A 23,945-nucleotide genomic window follows, 5' to 3' on the forward strand; every position below is an offset into this window, starting at 1 on the left:
TGCGCACCTACTGCTCGATGCCGGTGGACGTGATGAGCACCGGGTAGTGGCGCAGGCCCAGGCGCTGGCCCAGGTCGTCGCCGGAGGCCGGCGAGAGGGTCAGGCCGGGAGCCAGCCTGCGCAGCGCCGTCAGCGCGGCCATCGACTCCACGTTGACCACCAGGCCCACGGCCTGCAGCTCTCGCAGCGCCGCCTGCCGCTGCCGCAGCCAGGCGCGCGAACGCTCGTCGTCGCCGATCAGGAACAGCGCCGTCAGGCCCGGCGCCCGGATGACGCGGCGCTGCACCTCGCCCGGCGACAGTTGCGTCGAGCACACCGGCAGCATGGCGGCTTCGGCGTCGGCCGCGTTGCCCGCGCGAAGGGCTGGCATCGGGGCCGGCGGCGTGGCCTGATCCGGCTGAGGATTCAGCGACTGGTAGTACGGCAGCGCGGAGTCGCCGCCGCGGTCTTCGACGACGATCAGCGGCGCGGAGACGGTGGTCGTGGACAGCAGCCCGATGGCGGCGATGAGGACGGTGTGGTTCATGGCGTGGTGGCCTGGAGGGTTGGAACGGGAACGCCGGGGTCGATCACGCGGGTCAGGTGCCGATGCACACTGCGCCGGTAGCGCGCCGCGGGTGCCCCGCCGGCGGGCCGGTGGTAGCGGCCGATGGCAAGCAGCCAGTCCTCGCCCGGCGTGTGCTGTTCGCGCAGGATTTCCGCAGCGATGGCGAGGTTGCGGTACGGGTCCAGCAGATCGCAGGGCTGCGTGTAGCGATGCGTGTGGTAGCCGAGATTGACTTGGCCAAGGCCGGCGTCGATGCGATTGGCCGGCGTGTGGGCGAACGCACGGTGCAGCCCCGCGCAGGCCTCGGCGCGGGTGGCATAGCGCTGCGGTGTGCCGGCGACGTTGAGCGTCCACGGCCAGGGGATCAGGCGCCCGCGCAGCATGGCGCCGCTCTCCTGCAAGGCCACCGCGTACAGCACCGCCGCCGGCACGTCTGCACGATGCGCCGCCAGTTGATAGGCCGGCGGCGGGACTTCCCGCGCCAGGGCGGCCAACGCCCAGCCGCCGGTGGTGAGCAGCAGCACGGCGCTGGCGCAGCGGATGGCGACGCGGGACGGCCGACGCTCCCGGCCCGGAGCACCTATTGCCGCTGCCATTGGCCGTTCACCTCGCGCACCACGGCCGGCAGCTCGCCGGGCAGGCCGAGCGACAGCCAGCGCCCCGCATCGTGGTTGAGCGTGATGGTGCGGGCGCGCACCCTGGCGGTGTCGATGCCCGCCCGGGTGGCCCACTGCCGGATGCGCGCGTCGTCCTGACGGCTGCCGACCATGTAGAGGTCGAAGGCCGTGCCGGCCGCCTGCAACTGCCGCACGCGCTGCGCGCACGGTGCGCAGTCGGCCTTGACGAAGACCGCCAGGCGCCCGGAGCCGGTGTTGCCGGCACCCGGCACCTTGGCGCCGGGAAGGCTCACGCGCGGCTGGCCGGGAAACAGGCGCTGCCACGCCGCGTCATAGGCCCGCTGGTAGGCCAGCGTCTTGCCGACGCGCCGGGCCTCGGCCTGCACCTGGAGTTCGGCGTAGCGCCTGCGCTCCTCCTCGCTGCGGGCCTCGATGCCCAGCGCCGTGAGCGGATCGAGCCGGGGCGAATAGACCCCGAGCGGCCCCTGCATCAGTTGCCGGTAACGCGCCCACTCCTCGGAGCGAAGCCCCCACTCACGCGCCTGCCTCTCGTCGAGCGCGGCATCCGCGCCCGGCTGCACCTGGGCGGGCACCATGCGCGAGTTCGTCACCGCGGCCGGCTGGGCGGATGCGCCGAAAGCGGCGAACAGGACGACGGCAGCGAGCAACGACCGCAGGTTCATGGCGACCTCCTACGGCACCGCGATGCGCTGCGTCTCGCCGTTCACCTGGAACACGCCCGCCTGCGCCTCGATGGACTGCAGTTGCCAGTCGCCCTCGACATCGCCCTCGCGCAGCAGCCGGGCGCCCGCGAGCGAGGCCGCGGCGGTGGAGGTGATCGACAGAAAGCGCTCGCCTCCCCGCAGCTCCACGCCGAGCACCCGGAACGGCGGCTCCGGCACCTTGGGCTTCGTCGCAACCGGAGCACTCGGGCGAGCGGCTGATGCCATCTGCCGGGTCTTCTCCAGGCGGGTCTCGATTCCGTTCACGCGCGCCTGCAGCGTCTGCAGGTCGACGGCCAGGGCCCTCGTCTGGTCGGCCGCTTCGAGGCGCGTCATCCGTTCGTCCAGCGCCTGCCGCGCGGTGGCGAATTCGGCCTGGCTGATCGGCGCCGGCCGGCGCTTGTCCGCATCGGTCTGTCGTTCGAGATCGGCCACGCGCAGGGCCAGCGCATTGACCTGCGCATCCTGTGCGCTGCCCTGGGTCTGCTCAGCGAGCCGCGACAGGCCGACGCTGTTGATGAGTGCCACGGCACTGATGAGCAGCAGCCAGAAGGCCGCGGCGACCTTGAGCCAACGCGTGCGGGAATTGCGCTCGGATGGCGCCTGGGGAAAGGTCATGGCTGCATCTCCTCGGGCCGGTCGACGTCCGGCACGGGCGTGGCGGCGCCGGGCGGGTTGGCGGAAAGGAAGGTGGGAGCACCGTGCCGGCTGAAGCAGACCTGGCGGGTGACGTCATCCACCGACAGCTCCCAGGCGGGGCCGGCAAGGGTCAGCAAGGCATCGCACAGCATCAGCGGACCCAGGCGCAGGTGTGCGGCAGGCAGCGGCAGCGCGTAGAGCGTGGCGGCCTCGGGCGCATCGCAGAGCCGGTAGCCGGAGCGCAGTAACACGTGGCGCATGGCATCGCCCACGCTGGCATCGAGCATGGGCGGAATCGAGACCTCCACCGCCTGCTGCAAGAGATCACGCTGCGCGGGCTCCGGCACCAGCTCGACCAGCGTGTAGCGGCCGTAGCGGGCCACGGGTACCAGTCGCTGCTCCGAAGCTGGCTCGGCGGGCGGCGCTTCTATGTGGTCAGGGGTGGCCGGTGTCGTCGTGCAGCCGGACAGCAGGCCGCCAAGCACGGCGAAGATGCAGAGGAAACGAGGCAAAGACGGCGGCATGTGGCACCCCACGGTGGCGGGATGCCTTCACCTTTGCAGAAACGTGCTGCGCGGGATGCCGGAAATCCGAAACGCGCGGCGCCCCATTTCCCAAGGGAGGGGCACATATCAATCAGCCAGCATGACTGGCTCGCTGCTGGGCGGGAACTGCGACGATGGATCTATAGCGGCTGGAAAGTGCTGCCGGGGCTGGTAGCTCGGCGGGAGGCAGGGCAACGTTCTTTCTCACATAGACGGAAGACAGCTGTCATCGAATCATCGCCAAGAGGCCAATGGCGACAACGACGCCAATGACGCCTGAAACAGCGAGAGCTCATGCGGTCGGCGGGGTCGATTCGGTGCGGGCCTGGCGGGCATCGCCGAGGATTTCGACGGCTTCCTTGATCACGTACAGGCCGATCAGCGTGCCGATGAAGAAGTCGGGGTATGGCGAGCCGAGCCAGAGCACCAGGATGCCGGCGAGGATGACACCGAAGTTGGCCACGACGTCGGCGCGGGTGAACAGCCAGGTCGCGCGCAAATGTACTTCGCCCGACTTCAAGGGCGAGAGCATGCGCAGCACGGTCACGTTGACCGCCAGCGACAGTAGCGCCGTGCCGATCATCCAGCCGCTGAGTGGCTCGGCGCCGTGGATCACTCGTCTGCCCACTTCCACCAGCACGCCGAGGCCCAACACCAGCAGCACGCTGCCGCTCAGCCACGCGGCGTTGGCTTTGAAGCGGGTGGTCCGGCCGATGGCAATCAAGCCGATCGCATACGCGGTGGCGTCGGACAGCATGTCCAGTGCATCGGCAAGCAGGCCCGTGGATTGCGCAATCCAACCGGCTATGCCGCCGATGATGGCCATCGCGGCATTGAGCGCTAATGCGATACGCAGTACGCGCTGCTCCTGCGCGTTCTTCGCCTCGTGGTGGCAGCCGCAATCGCTCATCAAGTGTTCTCCAGATACGGGCGCAGTTCGGGAGAAATGGGCATGATGCGCAGCGCGCCGACACGAGCCCCGCCCGTGTTGCCCCGGGGCATGCACAACCAGGTGAACAGCGCAGCGGCTAGCAGGCGTGGGACCTGGCCGACCATCTCACGCCGATCACCAAAGCGGAGGCCCCAGCGCAGGAATGCCCAATGGCTGCGCACGTGGGCGTTCGTGCGCGACTGCGCCAGGACATGGGCTTGCTCGAACAACGTGTAGGCATGCTCGGCTTGGCCGGCATGGAGCGTGCGATATCCCTCGGCCAAGCGCCCGGCGAAAGCCCGCTTTCGGGCGTCGGCTGGCGTTGCGAACGGCCACAGCAATTGCGCGGCATAGCCGAGCGGCATCGTTTCTTCGCGCAGACCCACGGCATCGGCCGGCCAGCAGCGCCAGATTGGCCAGGCCGTGCAGGACATCGGCGCGCAGGTCGCCGTGATCGCGCAGCCAGTCGCGCTCGTAGGGCTGCAGCCGTTCGAGCAGCGCGACGATGGCGATGCCCACCGCCGCTATCGCCGCCAGCGTGGGCCATGCCGGCAGCGCGCCGTACGCGACCGCACCGGCCGCACCGGCCGCACCGGCCGCGCCGACCGTTGGCAGCATCACCGCAGGGTAGCTGCCGTATCGGATCCATTGGTCAAGTTGCATGTCAGGTTCCTTCTCGAACATTGCACCGTTTCGCGCCTGCGTCACGCGGGATCGCGTCGGGCGTCGCATGCCAGTCGCGCCATGCGCCTGTCAGCACGTGCGTGGCCGTCTGCAGGAACAGCACGGCGATCAGCGCGCCGATGACGAGATCCGGCCAGGCGCTGTCGAGCCAGGCGACTAGGCCGGCCGCGACGATCACGCCGGGGTCATTGACCAGATCGTTTGAGGAAGACTGCGCCACTGCGCTGGCGCAGGCTCCCGCCGATGACCCACAGACTCAGGGCGTACACCAGCGCGTCACCGAGGCTGTCGAGCGAGTCGGCCTGCAATGCACTCGAATCGGCCCACCAACCCGCGCCGAACTCGCCGGCAAACAGCAGCACATTGATCGCTAGCACGATCCACAGCACCCGGCGACGGGCGTTGTCGCTGTTCCGGCTCAGCGATGTGGCTGTGTGATCGCAGTTGCATCCGCTCATGCTCGGCTCCCTTATTTCAACTTCGTTGGCTTGACCGCATGCGCCAGCACCTGCGCAGAGCGCGTGTTGACGATGAAGCAGACGATCGCCACCGTCGCCACTAACAATTGCGCCAGCAACGATTGCCAAGACGGATAGACACCGAGCCACTCGATACGCGGCACGGCGATCAACGCTTGTGGCACCCAGCCGGCCTCCTGCAGCGCCGCCACGCCCTTGCCGACCAGCACCACCGCCAGCACGGCGATCAGGATCGAACTGACCGAAAAGAAGCGGCTGATCGGGAGGCGCCTGCTTATGCGCAGCAGCCAGTACGCCACACCAGCCAGTACCACGATGCCCGCCACCAGACCCGCCACGATTGCGGTAGCGGCGGCGGGACTCCACATCGCGATATAGAACAGCATGGTCTCGAAGACCTCGCGATAGACCGCGACGAAGGCCAGCAGGAACAGGAAGATCGCCGAGCGACGCGTCAGTGCCGCCGACACCCTGGCGTGCAGGTACTGCTGCCAGCGCCCCGCCAGGCTCTTGCCGTGCATCCAGATGCCCACGCTGAGCAGCACCGCGGCGGCGAACAGCCCCGACACACCCTCGGTGACCTCGCGGTTGGCGCCGCTGATGTCGACCAGATAAGTCGCCACCGCCCAGGTCGCGGCACCAGCCAGCAGGGCGACCACCCAGCCGGCATGCACGTAGGGCAGCACTTCCTGGCGTTCGGCCTTGCGCAGGAACGCGATCATGCCGATCACGATCAGCAGCGCTTCCAGACCCTCGCGCAGCAGGATGGTGAAGCTTCCGAGGAAGGCCGTCACGGGATCCGTGTGCGTGGCCTGCAGCACGGCCTCGGCACGATCGAACAACGCGGTGACCACCTCGGCTTGCGCCGACACCGCGGCGGCCGGTTCACGGCGCCCGATCTGCGCGCGGAACTGGGCCATCGCCGTTTCCAGCTCGCGCAGCAGGGGAGCATCGCGCGTGGCCAACGTGGGCTCGACGGGCTCGATGCCATCCAGATATGCCGACAGTGCCAGCGACTGCGCCCCTGCCGCATCGCCGGAGATGTAGGCGCGCAGACTGACGGCCAGGCGCTGCCGCGCCAGTGCCAGGGGCGCCGCGGCTTGGCCAGACGCCTCCGTGATCGCCTGCGGTTGCGATCGCACATATGCCAACAACTCCCGGGCTTGCGTGGCGCCCACCGTTCGGGCCAACTCGGCTTCGCGGGTGCGGGTGAGCACCTCCGGCGTCGGGATCTGGTCGCGCAGTTGGGCGTTTTGCCGCCACCGCGTCTCTCCGGCGCGGCGAATTTGGGGCGAATACGCCATGCCGCCGACATAGAAAGCGAGTGCCCAGCGGTCGGCTTCGGACAACTGCGGAAACCCCGCCATGGCCGTGCCAGCGACTCCCTGTGAGATCACCTCGTACAGGGCCAGTGGTGTGCGCTGCGCGGCGCGGTCGGCGTCGGTGAATGCGATCGGCGGCGGGTCGAGGCCGGCGGCCGCTGGACCATCGCCGTGCCCCGTTGAGCCGTGGCAGGCCGCGCATTGTTGGGCATACAGGGGAGCCGCTCGGGCCGGGCTGGGTGGCGAGGCCGGTACCGCGCCGATCGGGTAATTCGCAAGCAGACCGTCGGCCAGTTGGCGGGCGAGCGACGCGACCTGCGCGGGCTCGGCCTTGGCGGCGATCGCCGCACCCAGCCGGTCGGCCTCTGCCTGCAGCACCGGCTGTTCCGGCGTAACCGGCAGTGCCGCCAACTGGGACCGCACCGCGGTGGCGAACTCCTGCATCTCGGCGTATTCGCCGGCGTCGGCGATCCGGCCAGCCTGCACCGCGCCGGCATAGTCCACTGCGATGTAGTCGAGCATCTGCCAGGTTTGGCGCGGGTCCGCCGCCGCAGGCTCGGCCGCGCCCGCTGGCGCCAGCCCCGAGAGGATGGAGAACAGGCAAAAACGCATCAGGGCAGCGAGCCACGGCATACAGACGACATCCGGAAAGACCGGTTTGCACCGACGAAAATGTCAGCGTAACGTCCGTAGCAGCTACAGAGTCAAGGGGATGCGAATGAAAATCAGTGACGCGGCAGCCGCGAGCGGCTGCCACTTGGAAACCATTCGTTACTACGAGCGCGTCGGGCTCATGCCGCGACCGGCGCGCACGGCCAGCGGCTATCGGGCCTACAGCCCGACCGACGTCGATCGCCTGCACTTCATCAGCCGCGGCCGCAATCTAGGGTTCAGCCTCGAGGAAATCCGCAGCCTGCTGCGCTTGGACGACGATCCGTCGATGAGCTGCAGCGATGTGGATGCGATCGCGCGCAGCCATCTGTCCGATATTCAGTGCCGCGTCACGGAGTTGCAGCGCATGGCGGCGGAACTGGAACGGGTCATCGCCCAATGCGCCGGCGGCGAACGCGGTACCTGCACGATCCTGGGGGCTCTGAAGCAGAGCGGCGGTGAGAGATCGGGTTGCAGCGGTCCGGGGGCCTGCGCATGACGATCGCGCAATGTCTGGAGGCCGCCACCCGAGTGAACACTCAGCGCAGCTATGCCTCCGCGCTGCGGCATTTCAAGGTCGAATGGGGGCGGTCACTTGCCAGCAGCGCCGGACAGCGTTCTGCCTTCGGCTTCCTTCAGATTTCACCTCGCGGTGAACACCCTTGCCGGGTGAGTAGAGGACTTTCACCTCCGGGTGAGTGCGCCCTGCCGGGCGTACGAACGAAAAGCCCGCGGGCTTTGCTGAAGAAAGAAGCGGCCCCCGGAAGGGCCGCCAAGTCCAGCAACGCTCAATGCACCAACTGCCGGGCCAGTGCCACCTCCACCGAGTCGCCGTCCTGGTTCAGGATATCGAGTCCGGATTCGGGCACGTCGCCCGATGTGCTCTGCGACACCATGATCTTCTTGGCCATCAACCCCAGGCAGGTCATCTGCGAGGAGTTGGCATAGCCGAGGTAGACCACGCGCACCGGCTGCTTCTGGCCGATGCGCCATGAGCGCCGGGCGGCCTGCTGCAACGAATACACGTTATAGCCCGACTGGAGGAACACGATGGTCGGGAACTCCAACAGGTCCAGGCCGGTTTTCACCAGCTCGGGATTGGTGATGAGCACGTCGATGCCACGGTCCAACTGCTCGGCGATCCAGTCCTCACGGCGGGAGGCATCCACGCTCGCGCGCAGCACCGCCACCTTGAAGCCTTCCTGCTCCAGCAGCACCTTCAAACGCGACGTGGTGTCGCGCGTGCCGGTGTAGACCGAATAGACCAGGGTCTTGCGACCTTCTGCCTTCTCCTGCCGGCAGATCTCGATCAGCTCGCGCTCCTTGGGCATCACCTCCAGCTCGTTGAACTGAGCCGGCACGAACGCCAAGGTGTTGCGCGTGCGCGGATGCACCACCGTTTCCGACCGGAAGCAGCAGTCCGGCCAGGCCAGCAGCACGTTGAGGACCACACCGAGCAGCGTCGTGTCGCGCTTCGCCAGGGCCTGCTTCAGCTCCTGGGTCAGGCGACCCGCCAGATCGCGGTAGGCCGCAGCTTGCGCCGCGTCCATCGCGACTTCGCGGAACTCCTCGTCGTAGGGCGGCAGCACGTTGCCGCCGATGTCCTTCAACTTGAGGAAGACCGTGAACGGCAGGACGCAGCGCAGCACGCCCTTCGGGCCGAAGCCCGGCGCCTTGACCGTGCGCACCGATACCTTGGTGCCCCTGGCCGTCTTGTGCGCCGTGCCGGTGCTCTCGGAGTAGATGTCCTTGAGCACGCCGTGATCGCGCATGAACGCCATCGCGGCCGAGGTCATGCTGCCGCTCTTGGTCGGCCGGTATCCGTCTTCGATCATCCGCCCCGGCAGGGCTCGGAACAGCAGGTGGAACAGGTCGTCGCCGTACCCGCCCATCAAGGTGCCGGTCAGCAGCAGCGTCTTGCGTACCTTCGAGGCCAGCACGCCCATCGCTTGTCCCTGGGCGGAACCCGCGTTTTTGTACTCGTGCGCCTCGTCGGCGATGAGCAGGTCGAACGTGCCTTGCGGCAGATAGCGTTTGACGTACTCCGAAGGCTGGTAGCCGCCTTCTCCGAAGCCGAACTCCATGTTGGCCATCGCACGTTCCATGCGATGGGCTTGCCGGTCCGAGAAGACCAGCTCGCCATTGCCGTCCATCAGGTTGATGAACTCGTGGATGTTGTCCCCGAGCATCGACGCGAGGAAGGCGTCGCCGAACTTCTGCATCAGCTTCTGCGCGGTGACTTCGCCGATGGTGGGAATACGCTTCAGGGCCTTGAGCACGGCCGAGGACTGGTCGCTGGCGGACAGCCCCCTGGGACGAATCAGCGTCCACAGTGCGGAGGCGCAGCGGCCGCACTTGCGGCGGGTTTCCTCCGCTTCGAGTTCGATGGGATTGATCGGCTCGCCGTCGAGATCGGTGATGACGGTCCCGCAATGCGGGCACGCCCCCACGTCACCGTGACGGGTGCGATGCTGCGCGAACACCGGCTTCCAGTGAAAACCCATGCGCATGCGCACACGCCCGAGGACGAAGAACTCCTGGCCCTGGGGCGGAACACCCAACTGCTCGCGCAGCTTGATGAGCTTGACCAGGGTGTCCGGGCCGTTGAGCACCCAGACCTTGGCGCCGGCCACCGTCTCCTGGATTTCGCGCCGCCACTTGTAGACCAGGTGGGGTGGCGAGAGGACCAGGGTACGGCGATAGCCTTCGGCGTTGAGCACGGCGGCCGTGGCGATGCCGACGGTCGTTTTGCCGCAGCCCATCTCGCCATTGACGACGGCGCTACGTTCCCCGCGATCGACCAACAGCGCGGTGACGGCATGGACCACTTCGGCCTGGGCGGGAAACAACTGCCGCTTCAGGCCGGCCAGGATGACCTGGCGATGCGGCCGCGGTTGGCCGGTGTAGACCGGCGGGTTGGCGCGGTTGAGGGAATCGAGCAACTCGTCGCCGAACTGCGAAACGAAGTCCTGCAGGCTGATCGTAAGAGGAGAAGCAGCCGCTTCGGGCAGATCGCCGTGCGCGGCGGTATCGGGAACAGTATCGAGATCGAGGGACATGGTGATGCTCCTGAGAAACCGGGGCATGCACCTCCCCCGATGGGGCGGTGACATGCCCCAGGGGTGGGAAGAAACGCGACGGTCAACCGTCGTGGAACGAACGGATCAATACTCGCTGGGCAGCAACAGCGTGGTGACGCTGCGATCCCATTCGGTGATGATCCAGAGCTTCAGGTCGGGAGCGAGCTGGTAGGATGAGAACAGCCGATCCTCGCCCGACTTCAATGCAGCATCGTTCTGTCGCTTGTCGTCATCGCAAAGATCGCCCCAATCGCCAGCGAGATGACGTCGGAGATAAGGCACGGGATCGAGTGCACCCCGTTGAACCAAGTCGTTCACGCCCGCGGTCATGACCAGTTGGCCGGCCTGGAAGCGTGGTTGAGAAAGGACTGCGAGTGCCATGGTGATTGCCTCTCGAAATGAAGGGGCCACGGCACCCTGCGGGGTGACTGGACCCCGATGGGTGGATGAAAACGACGGCGAACCGTCAGGGAAACGCGATCAGCGAATGGTCAACACCTCCCCCCGCGTCGGGGAGCCGGGCGTCAGGTCCCACGCGCGGATCACGGGGACGAAGCGATCGGTGAGGATGCGCGTCTCGGCGACCGAGCCGTCATCCCGTTCCGTGTACTCCGTCGTCAAGGATTTCTCCTTGTGGGTATCGCCCTTGACCACCAGCACCTTGCCGGTCTTGGAGGTCACGACGCCCGAGATCGCGCCCGCGGCCAAGGCCAGAGCGAGATGCCAGTGCGACAAGGCCCGCGCCGGTGGCCGCAGCGATTGCTGCGCGGCTCCCAGGTGCGCATCGAGCGCCGGCCACAGCCCCTGCAGGCGCTGCACCTCGTCGGCGAACTGCTCGGGTTCGAGCGTGACGCGATAGAAGTGCTCCGGCTCGGTGGCAGATACCGGGACCCTGTACGGCAGGAACGGCCATGCGTCCGGCAGTTCCTCGGCCTCGATTTCGCCTTGACCGAGTTGCAGCAGCAGGGTGCGCGCCGCCTTGGCGTCGTCCGATAACTGCTCGGGCTGACGAACACGCCGGCCGAAGATCACCACCTGCCTGAACTGCGTATCCACCGCCCGGTAGATGCGCAGGTCGGCGAAGTGGCGCGTCAGCCAGCCGACGAACTCGGCGTCGAGCACGTAGAACGGGATGATGAGCACCAGCACGCCGTCGTACTGCAACAGCGGGATGCTGCGCTGATAGAACAGCTTCTCCAGCCGCGGGCGGCCCTGTCCTTGATAACCGATGTTGCCATCGACACCCCGGGTCAGATCGCCGTAGGGCGGATTGAGAAACAGCAGCCCGAAGGACTGCCGGGAAATCAGCGCGTCCATCAGGTCGCCGTGCAGACAACGATCGACGAGTCCGCGCGCATGGGCCGCGCGCTCCGCGTCGTACTCGACGGCAAACGCCTTCACCTGCTCGCGCCCGAGGGCATGAGCGGCTTCGGCAATCGCCACGCCTTCGCCGGCGCAGGGATCGAGGATGCACATGGGGCCGCAGGACGGCGCCAGTGCGGACAGGAGTCTCTCCAACGTGGGTTCGTCCGTCGGGAAGTAGCCGTTGCGTATGAAGTTGCGCGCCAGGCGCGGAAACATGAGAGCCATGGGAATCTCCGGTGAAGAAGTGGGATGAATGCGCGCATGCCCGGTGGTCCGGCTTCAGGCCACCCGCCGCAGCGGTTTGCCCGCGGCGAGTTCGTATTGCGAAACACCCAGCGTTCCATTGCGGATCAGTTCGCCCAGCGCCGGGGTCAGCGCCGGAACGTCCAGGGCCAGCCGATGACCTTCCAGCGGCCCGAGGGCGAATGGAAGGCGGGTCAGCATGTCCCGCAACCGCAACAGCGTCAGCACGTCGTCGCGCCAGTGGTCGAGCAGTGGCAGCGGGCAGGTTTCCCGCACCAGGGTCCACAGCCGTTCGGTGGGGTTGGATACCATCCTGGGCAGCAGCGCCAGCGCACTGGCGTTGGCCTTGTCGGGCTTCACGCAGCGCTTGTCGAACAGCCACAGATGGACCATGGAACCGAACAGCGTGCGCCGGAAGGCGCGCGTGGTGCGTTTCTCCAGGGCCTCGACGTTGCCGACGAAGACCGGGATCGACGCCTGATCGGTGACGAGATGGAACTGATCCAGTCCCTGCTCAGACCGACCGAGGGTCAGGCGGGCCAGGAACTCCTGAACGGCGGTATCGCGCGCCCAGACGGATAGAAAGACCAGGTTGCCGTGCTCGTCACCGATGCAGCCGTCGGCCATCAGGTCGGGGCATTCGTCGATGCGATACAGCGGTTGCGCGGATGAGTGCGTGGGCATGGTGATGTCCTCTTGAGTAGGAGAGGCACCCGTGCCCCATCGGGGCGAACGAGTGCCCCGGTTCGGGTGGATGAAAAACCGTGTCAGACAGTCGACGGCATGGCGGACGCGCGCCTCGTACGGCGCTGTTCGTGATGGATGCGCACCCCTTCACGCCACTCGCCGGATCGCACGGGCGCCATGTCGAGATAGCGCAGCGGGCACGAGTAGTAGTAGGGATGCATGGATTCATCCAGGGGCTTGTGGCCCCATTCGCCACCCGAGCCTTGCAGCAGGTCGCAGCGGATGAAAGTCGTGGATTCGCCTTCGGTGACGTCGAGCACGCCCGCCTGCCTGGCGGTCACGCGCACCACGGACCACAGCACATTGCCGCGCAGGGCGTGGGCGATGACCTCCGAGCGAGCGCGTTCGCTCTCCTGCGGTTGGATCAGTTCACGGATCAGTTGGTCGCGGGTTTGCCGCGAGAAGTACCAGCCCATGGGAGTTCTCCTGTGAAAAAAGCCGGAGCACTCCCCACCAGGGAAGTACCCCGGCGGGTGGTTGAAACGTCGCCGGAGGCGACGACTGGATCAGGCTGAGACCAGGTGCCAGTCCTGGGACAGCGGAGCGAACTCGTAGCCCAGGACACCGAGACGGTCGCGCTGTTGACGCAGCACACGACGATCGACGGTGGCATCGAGCTTCACGATGTCACCCAAGGGCCAGAGCGCGCCGAACAGCGTGGCGTCCTCATCCTGCGCCGTCTGCGTGGCAGCCGGCGTGGGAGGAACGTCCGCGCCGAACGGTGCGGTGTCGACCAGGGGATCGCTGGATGCCGGAGCCTTCGCTTCGACGGGGGTCGAGGCGACGGCAGGCGCCGGTGTCTGCGCTTCCTCGTCGATCGGATCGACCTCTTGCGGGCTCAGCCGGTTGGCTTCGTCCCTGCTCAGAGGATCGATGTTCGATAGCGTCATTCCGCCCAGGTGAGCGCGGATCTCGATGACCATGCGGCCGCTGGTGTTGTACGTGGAAGGACGAATCTCGGTGATGACGAAATCGCCCTCGTACTTGCCTTCGCGGTACTGGTCCAGCTCGGCGTTCTTGATGACGAACTCGCCGATGGAAGTGGCGAGGCGGCCGACGTTGAAGTCGCCGTTCCTGCCGTGGATGGTCCTGATGGCCAACTGGCCAGGGAGTGTGATCATGGGTCAGCTCCTTACGATGATGAATGGGAGGCTCCGGCCGCATGGGTCGGGGTCTCGATGGAGAGAAGGAAAGCAAGGCCCCGGTGAGGGGGCCTCGTGGGTCAGGCCGTTTCGGCCAGCGCCGGCTCCTCGACGGTGCCAGTGCCGGAAACCGCCTCGTCGGCCGCGGGTACGGTCGGGGCGGCGGGCTCGCGCGAAGCAGCAGTCTTTTCATCCTTGGCTTCGGCTTTGTAAACGAGCTGACCGTCGACCTTGATCCAACCGACGAACAGCAGGCGGGCCTTGAGGCTCACCCCCTGCTCGCCGGCACGCTTGCCCTTGGAGTAGGTGAAGGTGTCGGTCCACAGGTCGCCCAGGCGGAACCCGATCATCACCTTCTTCTCGGTGTCGACCGCCTGAATGCAGCGGCGCACCAGGTGCTGCGCTTCCGATCCCGATACGCGCGTGTCGAAGCGCACATACGAGACGTCATCGCTGGGACCGTTCAGAGCCGCGATGTCGCAGGCCAGGAATGCATCGCCTTTCTTGGGCTTCACTTCGCGGATGCGATTGAGATACCCGAGGCCGGTGATGTGCAGATCGAAGTAGGATTTTTCGTTGGAAGTGGTCATGGTGAATCTCCTGAGAACAATGAGGCGGAGACACACCCGACCCAAGGCGGGGAAGGTGTGGAACCCCCGCGTGGGTCGATGGAACAGCTTGGTGGCATCGCCATCGAGAGCCGATGGCCGTTCGCGCATGGATGCCGGTGCGAACTGGAGTGATCAACGCGGTCGGAACCGCGTCGCAGCCTTGAAGATCGTGGCTGCCTGGGCATGTCGCTGACGGACGTCAGCGGAACATGGCCGGAAGCGTGGCGCCAGGGCGGCGCACATGCGAGCGGCAATCGGCACGCGCGGCCGTCCGCATTGCCGGGCACAAAGCGGCCCCCGGAGCGGGGGCGAGGGATGGGCGGTCAGTTGCCGCCGGGCGTGGAAGGAGTCGCCAGCAGCGACAGGTGTGTCGCGGTGGCGGACACGTCGAGGTCGTCCTCGCTGTGCAGGATGCGCGCAAACACGCCCTCCTGCGGATCGAAGAACTCGCCAAAGTCATCGCCGCCGAACTCGACGCGCGCCAGCCCCCACCAGTCGTCTAAGGCATCGACATCCGGGTTGCAGCCGGCGGCATAGGCGATGGTCTTCTGGCGACCATCGGGCCGGCGCTCGCCGCGCTCGGCCAGGAAGTACACGCCCTGATCCTTGACCAGGATGACGCGGCATTGATTCGCCACCGCTTCGGCGAGCACGGGCCGCAGCTCCGTGCCTTTGAATCGAACAGTCATGGGTGTGATCTCCAGGGAGGCAGGAAGAGAGGCTTCCCGCCGCGAGGGCGGGAAGCTGCTGGAATGTCAATGCCGGGCAGCCTTGCGACCCGACAGGCACTGCACGCGGATGCGTCTCCAGCTCCCGTCGTCGATCAGCCGTTCCAGCGTCTCGCCGAGGGTGTCGAAGAACACCTCATCGACCCGTTCGATCGGCTCGCCGTCGCGGCGCAGCTCCACCGCGTAGATGTCGAGGCCACGCTCGTACAGCACGGTGACGCGACCCTGGAACTTCATCGTGGCGACGGTGAAGCCGATGGCCGGCGGCGTGCGGATGATGTCGGCGGGCAGCGGATCGGCCCAGCTGAAGTCCCGCGCACCTGCATCCACCAGCATGTGGGTGATGCGCCGGAAGCCATCGGGCGCGGGCAACTGCTCCAGTTGGTGGATCAGCTCCTGCAGCTCGGGGCAGCGCGGCTCGGGGATCGGTAGCTTCGCCGGCGCAGAACCGAGCACGAGCGTCTTCACCGTGTAGGGCTGGCCGTCGCCGGTGAACTCGGTGTGCTCCTCGGGCGTGTCCGCCCGCTGACCGTCGAAGCGGCGTCTGACATAGGGTTCGACCTGTACCTTGGTGCCTTCCTCGGGCACCTCGGTCACGAGCGCCCGGTCGAGCACCGCGAACTCGGCTCGCCCCGTCTTGACGACGATGGCCTCGTCGGTGGTGGCGATGACCTTGCCCTCGAAAGGCTTCGGGTCGATGTGAAAGCCCAGCGTCGAAACCTTGGGCTGGCCGTCGAAGATGTTGAACTTGAACGAACGGACGTTGGAAGGCACATGACCGACGACAAGCGTTGGCATCTGTGCACGGATGGCTTGGGTATCCATGGGGAGACTCCTTGTGGCAACCAAGGGACCCCCCGCAAGGGAGGTCGGTCCCTTGAGGGTGGATGGACGCGGCATGCGTCCGGCGAAGGAAACGACCAGCACGGCGAACCGCGCCGCAGTCTCGAAGGTCTCGACCGCCTGGGCATGCTGCCGGCAACGCCAGCGAACATGCGGCCAGCGTGCGGCACATGGCGGCGGCCGTCCGCCGGGAATCGGCAATGCGCCGGCACCGCGTTCCGCGAAAAAGAAGAGCCCCGCTGGGGGGTCAGGAGGGGGTTACTCGTCGTAGAGCGTCAGCCCGTTCAGCACGGGCGCGTCGGAATCGAACACCAGCAGGCGCACGTCGGCGAGCGCGGCCAGGTGGAGCACCTCGACGAGGGACTCCGGCATGCCTTTCCGGCGATGCTCCCGCCACAACCGCTCGGCGGTGATGCCTTCGACCTGTTGCAGGTTCTCGTCCGTCCAAGGCGTGGCGATCAGCTTCACGCCGACCGCCGGGCTGTAGGGAATGCGGAAGGCAACGAACAGGAAACGGGTCGGCGTGTCGATGTCGGCCAGCTTGGCCAGATAGCGGCTGGCCTCCTCGGTGATGTGCGCCGAACTGATTTCCCAGGCACGGCTGTAGAAGCCGGTCTCGAAGCGCAGGCGGCGCACCACCTCGCGCGCGGCCTCCTCGGAGTAGGTATCGCCGACGTGCAGCGGCTTGCCGGCTTCTTCGGCCATGACGGCGTAGACGAGGTTTCGGGCGATGCCGTGGCTGGGGCACTGCGCGTCCAGATCGGACGGCACGTTCTGGCCCTCGGTGATCAGCGCGAAGTCGTCGCAGAAGATGCAGGCATGGCGCTCGACCTGGTTGTCGGGCAGATGCGACTGCGAGACGTGCAGCGGCAGATAGCTCAGCGGGCAGTCGTCGTCGTAGGAAATCGCCAGCAGCCGCTGCGCGGACAGGCCGTCGTAGCCGCGGACGAAGGGGTTGTTGGAATGGGACATGGGATTTCTCCAGCAGGGGCTGGCCGAGGCAATCCCCTGCCGGGGATCGAACCCCAGCGGGTGGATGAAGTGGCAGCCGGTCAGCCGGCCGCGGCGTCGGGCCGCCCTGGTGGCGGGCGGTGCAGGTCAGTGGAAGATGCTGGTTCGGGACATGGCCGCTCCAGCGAAAAGAAGGAGGGACATGGCCCCGAACGGGGACGCATGTCCCTCGTGGGGTGGGATGAAAAGACGGTGGGTTGCCAGGCGCGGCTCACCAGCCGTCGTAGTTCAGCGTGAGGTCGGCGATGACCTTGCGCCGCTCCAGATCGAGACCGCCGAAGTCGGACAGCCCCTCGAAGCCGCAACGCTTGAGCATCGCGCCGCCCTCGCGGGCGTTGTAGAAGCTCACCATCGCGGACAGGAACATGCGTTGACTGCTGCTCAGCACGCCCAGGGCGTCGTTGAGCATCGGCATGTTGGGCCGCAGGCCCCACTTGCTGGTGGCACGCTGCAGACCTTCGCGTGTGCCGTCGCCGAACCACTCGGGGCCGGCGATCTGCGCGCCGCGCTTCCAGGCATTGAAGAAGGCCTGCGGTGCAGCGTCGAAATGCGCTTGTTCCAGCGCCATCCGATCGAGCAGTCTTCGGGCAAAGACAGATTCATGAGAGAACTCCTTGAAGGGTGAGAAATCTGGGTGAGCGCGCTGCGTCCAGGCATCGGTATCCAGGGCGCTGTGCTGTGAGGTGGGTCGGGGAGCACGCATCCCGCAGGGGATGGAGTTCCCCTCGGGTGGTCGAAAAAGGTGCATCGTCGCCAGGCCGACGAACGTCCGCGGTAGGCGATGCGAAGCGGACTGGATCGGTCAGCACGGCGAACCGCGCTGCAGTCTTGAAGACCGAGACTGCCAGGGCATGCCGCTGACGACTGTCAGCAACGCATGGCGTGAGGATGGGCGCGAAGCATGGCTGCCGTCGCAGGGGAAACCGAATCGCGGACGGCCCGCTTAAGGGCAATGGCCCGTGTCACGGGACAAGGCAAAGACCAGGGCGCCGAAGGCCACGCGGGCCTTCGGCTGGAGAGGAAGGAAAACCACCTGTGGGCTGCGTCAGTGCAGGCCGTCGTCAAAGCCGTTCGCTGCGTCAGCAATCGCACCCGGCCCGTTTCGTGGCTGGGGCCGGAAACATATGGCGTGCATCCACACACAAAGGGAGCCCGATGTTTCGCCGGCGGGCACCGGCACGGAACACCCTCGGCCCAAGGGGCCTCCTCACGGCTCGCGCGGCGGCAAGGCGTCAGGAAGCCCCTCGTGACCGAGGCAGGGTCACACCGATCAGGGGAATGGCGGCGGACGCGATTCGTGGAGCAATGACCTTCTCGCCCCGTCGCCCGGTGATGGGCAGACGGGACGCGCACACCGTTGCAGAAGGAGACGCGCGCTGGGGAGTCCCGCCACACGCGGGACGTTTGCCCCGCCGCCAGGAAAGCGGCCGGCGTGGCAGAGGGATGCGTAGGCGTCAGGACGCCTTGGGTACTGCGCGCCGCTTGCGTGGCGCTCCGCGCTTGCTTGCCGAGGACTCGACCGGCAGCGCGCCCTTGCAGTCCGGATGACGGCTGCATGACCAGAACGCGCCGCTCTTGCCGGTACGCTGGCGCATCGGGGCGCCGCACTGCGGGCAGGGCGGCGACGGCGGCAGCGTGATGGAAAGCGTTGCGCCCCGATGCTGCTGCACGAGCTGGGCCACCCAGGCGGATTGCTTGGCGATGAAGGTGTCCAGCGTCATCTGGCCGGCCTCGATCAGGTCGAGCGCCTGCTCCCAGATGGCGGTCATGCCGGGATCGGCGATGGCTGCCGGCACGGCGTCGATGAGCGTGAAGGCCGCATCCGACGCGCGGATGGCGCGGCCCTTCTTCAGCAGGTAGCCGCGATCGAGCAGGCCCTTGATCGTGCTGGCGCGCGTGGCCTCGGTGCCGATGCCCGTCGTCTCCTTCAGCTTCTGCTTCAGACGCGGGTCGTCCACCAGCTTGGCCACACCCTTCATTGCCTTGACCAGTTCGCCCTGGGTGTAGGGCTTCGGCGGCAGCGTTTTCAACGCCTTCAGCTCGACCTGCTCGACCCCGCAGCGCGATCCGCTCGCCAGTGGCGGCAGCACCTGGCTGCGCCGCGCTTCCTCGCCATCGGCAGCGTCCGGCTCCGGTGTCGCCAATACCTGGCGCCAGCCGATCACGGCGATCTGCTTGCCCACCGCCACGAGCGACTGGCCGTCGCAAGCGAGCTGCGCCACCGTGCGATCGAATTCGTGGTGTGGCAGGAACTGCGCGAGGTAATGGGCGCGGATCAGTCGGTAGACGGCCAGCTCCTTGTCGCTCATCGCCGAGAGTTTGGCCGGCTCCAGCGTGGGGATGATGCCGTGGTGGGCCGTCACCTTGCGGTCGTTCCAGGCACGCGAGCGTTGCGTTCGGTCGAGCTTGTCGATCAGCGGGTGCAGGCCGGGATCGGTGGCAAGCAAAGCATCGAGTACCGTCGGCACCTCGGCCAACATGCTTTCGGGCAGGTAGCCCGCGTCGCTGCGTGGATAGGTCGTGGCCTTGTGTACCTCATACAGTGCCTGGGCGATGTCCAGCGTCTCCTGCACGTCGAGCCCCAACCGCTTGGAGCACATTTCTTGGAGCGTTCCCAGGTCGAACGGCAGCGGCGGTGCCTCGCGCACGCGCTCGATGTCCACCGACACGACCTGTGCATCGCGTGCCGCGCGAATACGATCCGCAGCCTGCTGCGCCACCGGCTGCTGAAGGCAGCGACTCGCTGCATCGGTGCTGCCTTTGGGCGGTATCCAGCTCGCGGTGAAGGAGTGGCCGGCATGGGATAGCAGCACGTCCACGGCCCAATACGGCACGGAGACGTACCGTGCGATCTCGCGATCACGATCGACGACCAACTTCAGCGTCGGCGTCTGCACGCGCCCCACCGACAGCACGCCGTTATAGCCGGCCTGGCGCCCCAGCAGTGTGAACAGGCGGCTCAGGTTCATCCCGATCAGCCAGTCGGCGCGCGATCGGGCGAGTGCGGAGAAATACAGCGGCAGCGTCTCGGCGGACGGCTTGAGCGCATCCAGCGCCTTGCGGATCGACGCATCGTTGAGCGCCGACAGCCACAGGCGCTGAATCGGCCCGCGGTAGCCGCATAGGTCGATGATCTCGCGGGCGATCATCTCGCCCTCGCGGTCGGCGTCGGTCGCAATCACCAGCTCGCCCGCGTTGGCGACGAGCTGCTGCACGACCTTGAATTGCGCTGCGGTCGCCGCCTTGGGCTCGACACGCCAACGCTCAGGAAGAATGGGCAATTGCTCGATGGCCCAGCGCTTGTATTGCTCGCCGTAGCCTTCGGGTGGAACCGCCTCCACCAGATGACCGATGCACCAGGTCACGACGACACCCGCGCCGCTGTAGCAGCCGTTGCCGCGTTGGCCGGCACCCAGCACACGGGCGATGTCCTTGCCCTGGGAGGGCTTCTCGCACAGGAACACGCGCATGAAGCCTCCTTGGAAATGTTCGGTTCATCGGATGGGCGTCAGCTTGGCGGGGCCAGAAGATGCCGGCAGCAAGGAAGCCGATTGGTGCAGACACCGCTTTGTGATCGGCAGGCGGTCCGTTGCCGCAGCGGTGCGCATGGACCGCAGGAGCTGGCCCAGCAAAAGCGTCGTTTCGGGAGGGCGGCTGGAACGCCGTGGACGACCTTGGAGCTATCCCCTGGGGATAGCTCGCTGGTGCATCGCGGGCGTATGACGGTTGCTACAGCCGCCCTCGGGGGAGTGGCGATGGGCGAATTACTGTCCGCCGGCCGGCTTGGCGCTCAGCGCCACCGACTCGATGCGGTACGGCAGGATGCCCACGCGCCGGGCCTCGACCTTGAACGTGACGCGCTCGTTCTCGTCGGCGTCCTCCCATTCGTCGCGCACCGTGCGGCCCTCGACCAGCACCCGCATACCTTTCTGGTACAGCGTCTTCCAGTGCTCGGCGTCGCGGTGCCACAGCTCCACCGGCGCCCAGAAGCCGCCGCGATCCTCGTACTCGCCGTCCTTCGTCGGGATCGGGTTGTCAAAATAGACGTTCAGGCGCAGCAGCCGGCGCGGCTCGTCGTTGCCGTTCGGGAATTCGCGGTAGTCTGGCGCAGAACCGATGTTGCCCTCGCCGACGAAGTGCGTGCTCATGGTGACTCCTTGGGGGTGGTGGTGCGGATGGGCGCGGCGTGCCCGTGGACACGCCGCAGGTAAGCTGCTTCGGCCAGTGCGACCTTGTTGGCGCATTCCAGGGCTTGGCGAGCGATGCTGTGGGTCAGGCTGATCTGCATGTTCAGCACGATGCGCTGCAGCTCCATCGCGTACAGATCGTCGATCAGCGAGGCCGGCGTCGCGGGGTCGGTCAGCAGCGCTTCCCACAACGCAACGCCCATACTGGAACGATCGAGGTTGCGCCAGCGCAGGAACATCGTCCCTGCGCCAGTGGCCTGCTGGGCCAGTTGCACGTCGAGCAGACTGAAGGGGTAGGCGCGCGCCTGGGGCAGCACGCGCCGCTGCGCCAGGCCAATCACGTCGTCGCGCAGCGCCGCGCACTGGCTGGCCCAGGTCTCCAGACTCCCCTTACCCTTAAAAGGCTGTAAAAGGCCTTTTAGGTACCCTGCGTGTTCCAGCCGCTGGAAGTCCGCCTGTTCCAGCGCCACGAAGCGCGTGGAGTGGCTGATGGGGGGCGATGCCGTCATGCGTCAGCACCCTCATTACCCATCGCTGGATTGGCTGCGCCGTTCGTGTGAGCCGGCGCATCGGGCTCGATGGCGGGCGCAGCAGGCGGCGTGCCGGGCTTGGTCGTCCGCCGCGCGATCGGTGGCGCGAAGCGCGAGCGGCGCGTGCCTTCCAGCACGTCCTGCGGCAGCTCGCCGAACTTCTCCAGCGCCGCTCGCGCCGCCGCGTTCTTCGCCGCGAAGTCGTCGCGCGTCGTGCCCGAGTAGCGGTACTGCTGGGCCAGCGAGAACAGGCTGCGCAGCGCGTGCGCGCCCTCATCGAGCCAGCGCTCCAACGTGCTGCGGTCGATCAGCGCGGTGTGGTGCGCCAGGATCAGTTTGCGCGCCAGGTCGTCGTAGTCGGCCAGCAGGTATACCGCCATGAAGCCGAGCTGCGCATTCACGAACAGCGGCAGCTTCACCGGCTGCACGTTCAGGTTCTCGCCCAGCGACAGCGCCGGTGGCACGTCGGCCAGCGCCCGGTCGACCTGTTCGCGCAGGGTCTGCAGGCGGGTCCTGGTGTCGGCGAGCTTGTCCTCGATCCGCAACATCCACCAGTCCGAGTACGGGTCGTCCTGCTCGGCGCCGCGCTTCATCCTGTTCATCGCACTGATGAAGCCGTTGAGCCCGATGATGCCGGGGCGTTCTTCGGTCGGCGCGCGGCCGTGCCAGATGCGCGAAGCGTGGTGCGTGTGCAGCGTAAGCGACATCGCGCTGCGCAGCGACCCGAGATTCAGTTGCAGGGATTCGTTGGCCATGGGTGCGACCGGCGATAGGGGAACGAGTCGCCAGCATCGGCATCGGCCGGAAGGCCGTCAGTCAACAAACCGCAGCCCGCGCGCGCCCGGTTTGTTGCGCACGGAAGGCCGTGTGTGCTGGCTATCCCCTGGGGATAGCCTGATGAAATGACAGCCGGTCATGAGCCGAAATCGTCCCGGAATCGGTCGATCTGGTGCATCCGCTCGTGCAGGATGGTCACAATGCCGATGTCGCCATTCGAGAGTCGGCGCCAGTAGACGAAGTGCCGTTCATAGCGGAAGAAGTAGCCTTCGACACCGAACTCGGCCGGGACGGGTCTGGACGATGTCCGGTGCGTGTCGATGCCGTCGAAGGCTTCGAACAGCCCGGCAATGTAGCGATCGGCCTGTTCGGTGCCCCAGCGATCGCGCGTGTAGCGGTAGATCTCGTCCAGCCGCCAGGACGCCGCCTCCTGGACCAGAACCTTGGCCACAACCGTCAGTCTTGGTTGCGCGTGATCACGTCGGCGGCGGTCAGGGGACGATATGAGGTTTCCGGGGCGGCGAAGGCATGGGTCAGCTCGGCCTGCAGCCGGTCGAAGGCTTCCCGCTCCTTGCGTTCCTTGTCGCGGCGGATCAGGTCTCGCATGTACTCGCTGACGTTCTCGTAGTCACCATGCTCGCCCACGTTGGCGGCGACGAAATCGCTCAGCGGTCCGCTGAGGCGAACCGTCATGGTCGTAGTCCGGGGCATGTCTGGCTCCTGCTGCCGTTTTCGTATTCAAAGTACGCAAAAATGAATACGCGGGCAAGCGTCCGGCAGGCTCTTCCTTGCCCGGTCCGGGTCGATCGGAAGACTTCTGTTGCAACCATCCGTTGAGGATGGCGCGATGTGCCGCCGGCATGGCCGCTCCAGCATCGAGCGCAGACGCGTGATGTCAGCCTGTACGAGCTCCGGACCGGTGGCCTTTGACACGGCGGATGCCGGACCGGACATGGCGCGGGCATCGCCTTGCCCGGCCAACGCCTTGAACTCCCCGCCAATCGCCTTCTGGACGATGCCGAACAGGTAGCCGGCCGGGTTGCGTACCGCGCTGTTGCCGCAGCGCGCCGCCCACTCGTCGAGCACGGCCTGCCGCTGGGCCTCGTCCACTTGTTGCAGCGCCACCAGCGCGCCGGCCTGCTGCTCGTCCTTCAAGCGCAGGAAGCGCTCGGGCAGCCGCAGGTCCTGCAAGGCCCCGTGCGCGCGGTACCGTACGTACTTCGTTTATACGATCACTGCGTACTGTACGGCCCTCCTTCGGAATCGGCGCCGCGCTCCATCTTGTTCATCGCACTGATGAAGCCGTTGAGCCCGATGATGCCGGGGCGTCCCTCGGTCGGTGCACGGCCGTGCCAGATGCGCGAGGCGTGGTGCGTGTGCGGCGTCAGCGACATCGCGCTGCGCAGGGATCCGAGATTCAGTTGCCGGGGTTCATTGGCCATCGGTGGCGACCCGCGATAGGGGAGCGAGTCGCCAGCATTGGCATCGGCCGAAAGGCCGTCAGTCAGCAAACCGCGGCCGACGCGCGCCCGGTTTGTTCCGCA

28 protein-coding genes and 3 pseudogenes are annotated in these 23,945 nt (G+C 66.9%); 2 read left to right on the forward strand and 29 right to left on the reverse strand.

Translation table 11 applies throughout. From position 1 onward, the window contains the following. Positions 1 to 7 precede the first annotated feature (7 nt). The 5 genes from PG2T_RS06540 to pilL2 are packed head-to-tail and all read right to left on the reverse strand — an operon-like array spanning position 8 to position 3,049. Positions 8 to 526, reverse strand: coding sequence for an integrating conjugative element protein (locus PG2T_RS06540; protein ID WP_068803622.1), 519 nt, complete (start codon positions 524 to 526; stop codon positions 8 to 10). Continuing rightward, a complete protein-coding gene (locus tag PG2T_RS06545) occupies positions 523 to 1,143 on the reverse strand; it encodes a lysozyme family protein (RefSeq protein ID WP_068803624.1) in 621 nt (206 codons plus the stop codon). The genes PG2T_RS06540 and PG2T_RS06545 overlap by 4 nt, the downstream gene beginning before the upstream one ends. Further along, positions 1,128 to 1,847 carry a TIGR03759 family integrating conjugative element protein gene (locus tag PG2T_RS06550; RefSeq protein ID WP_068803626.1) on the reverse strand — a complete coding sequence of 240 codons (720 nt, stop codon included), beginning with the start codon at positions 1,845 to 1,847 and terminating at the stop codon, positions 1,128 to 1,130. The genes PG2T_RS06545 and PG2T_RS06550 overlap by 16 nt, the downstream gene beginning before the upstream one ends. Before the next feature lie 9 nt (positions 1,848 to 1,856). After that, positions 1,857 to 2,504, reverse strand: a complete 648-nt coding sequence (locus PG2T_RS06555) for a hypothetical protein (protein WP_068803628.1) — start codon at positions 2,502 to 2,504, stop codon at positions 1,857 to 1,859. Further along, complete coding sequence (gene pilL2, locus PG2T_RS06560; RefSeq protein ID WP_068803630.1) at positions 2,501 to 3,049, reverse strand: PFGI-1 class ICE element type IV pilus protein PilL2; 549 nt, start codon at positions 3,047 to 3,049, stop codon at positions 2,501 to 2,503. The genes PG2T_RS06555 and pilL2 overlap by 4 nt, the downstream gene beginning before the upstream one ends. Before the next feature lie 111 nt (positions 3,050 to 3,160). Here pilL2 and PG2T_RS16985 point away from each other — a divergent pair. Further along, positions 3,161 to 3,343, forward strand: a pseudogene (locus tag PG2T_RS16985) (hypothetical protein); the annotation flags it as partial. A gap of 19 nt (positions 3,344 to 3,362) precedes the next feature. Here PG2T_RS16985 and PG2T_RS06565 read toward each other — a convergent pair. From PG2T_RS06565 to PG2T_RS06585, 5 genes are all read right to left on the reverse strand, one after another. After that, positions 3,363 to 3,980, reverse strand: a complete 618-nt coding sequence (locus PG2T_RS06565; protein WP_068803632.1) for a cation efflux transmembrane domain-containing protein — start codon at positions 3,978 to 3,980, stop codon at positions 3,363 to 3,365. Beyond that, entirely contained in the window at positions 3,980 to 4,387 is a 408-nt protein-coding gene (locus PG2T_RS06570; protein WP_158513159.1) for a DUF3703 domain-containing protein, read from the reverse strand. Before PG2T_RS06570 ends, PG2T_RS06565 begins: the two co-directional genes overlap by 1 nt. A gap of 278 nt (positions 4,388 to 4,665) precedes the next feature. Continuing rightward, on the reverse strand, positions 4,666 to 4,905 hold the full coding sequence (locus tag PG2T_RS16425; RefSeq protein WP_202816448.1) for a hypothetical protein: 240 nt from the start codon (positions 4,903 to 4,905) through the stop codon (positions 4,666 to 4,668). Then, on the reverse strand, positions 4,871 to 5,143 hold the full coding sequence (locus PG2T_RS16430; protein WP_068803636.1) for a cation efflux transmembrane domain-containing protein: 273 nt from the start codon (positions 5,141 to 5,143) through the stop codon (positions 4,871 to 4,873). Before PG2T_RS16430 ends, PG2T_RS16425 begins: the two co-directional genes overlap by 35 nt. An 11-nt stretch (positions 5,144 to 5,154) precedes the next feature. Continuing rightward, the gene (locus PG2T_RS06585) at positions 5,155 to 7,119 is read right to left on the reverse strand and encodes a cytochrome c/FTR1 family iron permease (protein WP_068803638.1); all 1,965 of its coding nucleotides are present in this window, start codon (positions 7,117 to 7,119) and stop codon (positions 5,155 to 5,157) included. Positions 7,120 to 7,204: 85 nt separating this feature from the next. Between PG2T_RS06585 and PG2T_RS06590 the strand changes: the two genes are divergently transcribed. Continuing rightward, entirely contained in the window at positions 7,205 to 7,636 is a 432-nt protein-coding gene (locus PG2T_RS06590) for a MerR family transcriptional regulator (protein ID WP_068803640.1), read from the forward strand. A gap of 289 nt (positions 7,637 to 7,925) precedes the next feature. On the opposite strand, the gene PG2T_RS06595 is transcribed toward PG2T_RS06590, so the two are convergent. From PG2T_RS06595 to PG2T_RS06685, 19 genes and pseudogenes are all read right to left on the reverse strand, one after another. After that, positions 7,926 to 10,196: a helicase-related protein gene (locus PG2T_RS06595; protein WP_068803642.1), complete on the reverse strand. Its 2,271-nt coding sequence runs from the start codon at positions 10,194 to 10,196 to the stop codon at positions 7,926 to 7,928. A 105-nt stretch (positions 10,197 to 10,301) separates the two neighbouring features. Then, complete coding sequence (locus tag PG2T_RS06600) at positions 10,302 to 10,598, reverse strand: hypothetical protein (RefSeq protein WP_068803644.1); 297 nt, start codon at positions 10,596 to 10,598, stop codon at positions 10,302 to 10,304. Positions 10,599 to 10,697: 99 nt separating this feature from the next. Continuing rightward, the gene (locus PG2T_RS06605; protein ID WP_068803646.1) at positions 10,698 to 11,807 is read right to left on the reverse strand and encodes a DUF6094 domain-containing protein; all 1,110 of its coding nucleotides are present in this window, start codon (positions 11,805 to 11,807) and stop codon (positions 10,698 to 10,700) included. A 54-nt stretch (positions 11,808 to 11,861) separates the two neighbouring features. Continuing rightward, complete coding sequence (locus PG2T_RS06610; RefSeq protein WP_068803647.1) at positions 11,862 to 12,509, reverse strand: hypothetical protein; 648 nt, start codon at positions 12,507 to 12,509, stop codon at positions 11,862 to 11,864. 83 nt (positions 12,510 to 12,592) lie between these two features. Then, complete coding sequence (locus PG2T_RS06615; RefSeq protein WP_068803648.1) at positions 12,593 to 12,988, reverse strand: hypothetical protein; 396 nt, start codon at positions 12,986 to 12,988, stop codon at positions 12,593 to 12,595. 90 nt (positions 12,989 to 13,078) lie between these two features. After that, complete coding sequence (locus PG2T_RS06620; RefSeq protein WP_068803649.1) at positions 13,079 to 13,693, reverse strand: DUF3275 family protein; 615 nt, start codon at positions 13,691 to 13,693, stop codon at positions 13,079 to 13,081. A 101-nt stretch (positions 13,694 to 13,794) separates the two neighbouring features. Continuing rightward, on the reverse strand, positions 13,795 to 14,304 hold the full coding sequence (locus PG2T_RS06625) for an STY4534 family ICE replication protein (protein ID WP_068803651.1): 510 nt from the start codon (positions 14,302 to 14,304) through the stop codon (positions 13,795 to 13,797). A 344-nt stretch (positions 14,305 to 14,648) separates the two neighbouring features. After that, the gene (locus PG2T_RS06630) at positions 14,649 to 15,014 is read right to left on the reverse strand and encodes a DUF3085 domain-containing protein (RefSeq protein WP_068803653.1); all 366 of its coding nucleotides are present in this window, start codon (positions 15,012 to 15,014) and stop codon (positions 14,649 to 14,651) included. A 66-nt stretch (positions 15,015 to 15,080) separates the two neighbouring features. Further along, positions 15,081 to 15,878 carry a GTPase gene (locus PG2T_RS06635; protein WP_068803655.1) on the reverse strand — a complete coding sequence of 266 codons (798 nt, stop codon included), beginning with the start codon at positions 15,876 to 15,878 and terminating at the stop codon, positions 15,081 to 15,083. A gap of 276 nt (positions 15,879 to 16,154) precedes the next feature. Next, positions 16,155 to 16,868, reverse strand: coding sequence for a DUF5983 family protein (locus tag PG2T_RS06640; RefSeq protein ID WP_068803658.1), 714 nt, complete (start codon positions 16,866 to 16,868; stop codon positions 16,155 to 16,157). A 250-nt stretch (positions 16,869 to 17,118) separates the two neighbouring features. Further along, positions 17,119 to 17,475 (reverse strand): hypothetical protein, encoded by a 357-nt coding sequence (locus tag PG2T_RS06645; protein ID WP_068803660.1) that lies wholly within the window; start codon positions 17,473 to 17,475, stop codon positions 17,119 to 17,121. Between the two features lie 886 nt (positions 17,476 to 18,361). Then, positions 18,362 to 20,377 (reverse strand): DNA topoisomerase III, encoded by a 2,016-nt coding sequence (locus tag PG2T_RS06650; protein WP_068803662.1) that lies wholly within the window; start codon positions 20,375 to 20,377, stop codon positions 18,362 to 18,364. 294 nt (positions 20,378 to 20,671) lie between these two features. Then, the gene (locus PG2T_RS06655) at positions 20,672 to 21,055 is read right to left on the reverse strand and encodes a single-stranded DNA-binding protein (RefSeq protein ID WP_068803664.1); all 384 of its coding nucleotides are present in this window, start codon (positions 21,053 to 21,055) and stop codon (positions 20,672 to 20,674) included. After that, entirely contained in the window at positions 21,052 to 21,603 is a 552-nt protein-coding gene (locus PG2T_RS06660; protein ID WP_068803666.1) for a DUF3158 family protein, read from the reverse strand. The genes PG2T_RS06655 and PG2T_RS06660 overlap by 4 nt, the downstream gene beginning before the upstream one ends. Beyond that, positions 21,600 to 22,379, reverse strand: coding sequence for a PFL_4669 family integrating conjugative element protein (locus PG2T_RS06665; protein ID WP_068803667.1), 780 nt, complete (start codon positions 22,377 to 22,379; stop codon positions 21,600 to 21,602). The genes PG2T_RS06660 and PG2T_RS06665 overlap by 4 nt, the downstream gene beginning before the upstream one ends. A 158-nt stretch (positions 22,380 to 22,537) precedes the next feature. Beyond that, positions 22,538 to 22,852 carry a type II toxin-antitoxin system RelE/ParE family toxin gene (locus PG2T_RS06670; protein ID WP_043105739.1) on the reverse strand — a complete coding sequence of 105 codons (315 nt, stop codon included), beginning with the start codon at positions 22,850 to 22,852 and terminating at the stop codon, positions 22,538 to 22,540. A gap of 5 nt (positions 22,853 to 22,857) precedes the next feature. Beyond that, on the reverse strand, positions 22,858 to 23,112 hold the full coding sequence (locus PG2T_RS06675) for a ribbon-helix-helix domain-containing protein (protein WP_068803669.1): 255 nt from the start codon (positions 23,110 to 23,112) through the stop codon (positions 22,858 to 22,860). A gap of 159 nt (positions 23,113 to 23,271) precedes the next feature. Further along, positions 23,272 to 23,665: pseudogene (locus PG2T_RS06680) on the reverse strand (STY4528 family pathogenicity island replication protein); the annotation flags it as partial. Next, a pseudogene (locus tag PG2T_RS06685) lies at positions 23,643 to 23,843 on the reverse strand (AcaB family transcriptional regulator); the annotation flags it as partial. The pseudogenes PG2T_RS06680 and PG2T_RS06685, both read right to left, overlap by 23 nt. Positions 23,844 to 23,945: the final 102 nt, after the last annotated feature.

It is taken from the genome of Immundisolibacter cernigliae (assembly GCF_001697225.1).
Lineage (GTDB): Bacteria > Pseudomonadota > Gammaproteobacteria > Immundisolibacterales > Immundisolibacteraceae > Immundisolibacter > Immundisolibacter cernigliae.

Bases quoted from the DNA above. Each gene is read 5' to 3' on its own strand.
- PG2T_RS06645 (WP_068803660.1), bottom strand. From the start codon at position 17,475: ATGGCGCTGGAACAAGCGCATTTCGACGCTGCACCGCAGGCCTTCTTC.
- PG2T_RS06675 (WP_068803669.1), bottom strand. From the start codon at position 23,112: ATGCCCCGGACTACGACCATGACGGTTCGCCTCAGCGGACCGCTGAGC.
- PG2T_RS06665 (WP_068803667.1), bottom strand. From the start codon at position 22,379: ATGGCCAACGAATCCCTGCAACTGAATCTCGGGTCGCTGCGCAGCGCG.
- PG2T_RS06555 (WP_068803628.1), bottom strand. From the start codon at position 2,504: ATGACCTTTCCCCAGGCGCCATCCGAGCGCAATTCCCGCACGCGTTGG.
- pilL2 (WP_068803630.1), bottom strand. From the start codon at position 3,049: ATGCCGCCGTCTTTGCCTCGTTTCCTCTGCATCTTCGCCGTGCTTGGC.
- PG2T_RS06585 (WP_068803638.1), bottom strand. From the start codon at position 7,119: ATGCCGTGGCTCGCTGCCCTGATGCGTTTTTGCCTGTTCTCCATCCTC.
- PG2T_RS06610 (WP_068803647.1), bottom strand. From the start codon at position 12,509: ATGCCCACGCACTCATCCGCGCAACCGCTGTATCGCATCGACGAATGC.
- PG2T_RS16430 (WP_068803636.1), bottom strand. From the start codon at position 5,143: ATGAGCGGATGCAACTGCGATCACACAGCCACATCGCTGAGCCGGAAC.
- PG2T_RS06630 (WP_068803653.1), bottom strand. From the start codon at position 15,014: ATGACTGTTCGATTCAAAGGCACGGAGCTGCGGCCCGTGCTCGCCGAA.
- PG2T_RS06600 (WP_068803644.1), bottom strand. From the start codon at position 10,598: ATGGCACTCGCAGTCCTTTCTCAACCACGCTTCCAGGCCGGCCAACTG.
- PG2T_RS06565 (WP_068803632.1), bottom strand. From the start codon at position 3,980: ATGAGCGATTGCGGCTGCCACCACGAGGCGAAGAACGCGCAGGAGCAG.
- PG2T_RS06605 (WP_068803646.1), bottom strand. From the start codon at position 11,807: ATGGCTCTCATGTTTCCGCGCCTGGCGCGCAACTTCATACGCAACGGC.
- PG2T_RS06650 (WP_068803662.1), bottom strand. From the start codon at position 20,377: ATGCGCGTGTTCCTGTGCGAGAAGCCCTCCCAGGGCAAGGACATCGCC.
- PG2T_RS06640 (WP_068803658.1), bottom strand. From the start codon at position 16,868: ATGTCCCATTCCAACAACCCCTTCGTCCGCGGCTACGACGGCCTGTCC.
- PG2T_RS06590 (WP_068803640.1), top strand. From the start codon at position 7,205: ATGAAAATCAGTGACGCGGCAGCCGCGAGCGGCTGCCACTTGGAAACC.
- PG2T_RS06545 (WP_068803624.1), bottom strand. From the start codon at position 1,143: ATGGCAGCGGCAATAGGTGCTCCGGGCCGGGAGCGTCGGCCGTCCCGC.
- PG2T_RS06550 (WP_068803626.1), bottom strand. From the start codon at position 1,847: ATGAACCTGCGGTCGTTGCTCGCTGCCGTCGTCCTGTTCGCCGCTTTC.
- PG2T_RS06620 (WP_068803649.1), bottom strand. From the start codon at position 13,693: ATGATCACACTCCCTGGCCAGTTGGCCATCAGGACCATCCACGGCAGG.
- PG2T_RS06625 (WP_068803651.1), bottom strand. From the start codon at position 14,304: ATGACCACTTCCAACGAAAAATCCTACTTCGATCTGCACATCACCGGC.
- PG2T_RS06660 (WP_068803666.1), bottom strand. From the start codon at position 21,603: ATGACGGCATCGCCCCCCATCAGCCACTCCACGCGCTTCGTGGCGCTG.
- PG2T_RS06595 (WP_068803642.1), bottom strand. From the start codon at position 10,196: ATGTCCCTCGATCTCGATACTGTTCCCGATACCGCCGCGCACGGCGAT.
- PG2T_RS06635 (WP_068803655.1), bottom strand. From the start codon at position 15,878: ATGGATACCCAAGCCATCCGTGCACAGATGCCAACGCTTGTCGTCGGT.
- PG2T_RS06655 (WP_068803664.1), bottom strand. From the start codon at position 21,055: ATGAGCACGCACTTCGTCGGCGAGGGCAACATCGGTTCTGCGCCAGAC.
- PG2T_RS06540 (WP_068803622.1), bottom strand. From the start codon at position 526: ATGAACCACACCGTCCTCATCGCCGCCATCGGGCTGCTGTCCACGACC.
- PG2T_RS06615 (WP_068803648.1), bottom strand. From the start codon at position 12,988: ATGGGCTGGTACTTCTCGCGGCAAACCCGCGACCAACTGATCCGTGAA.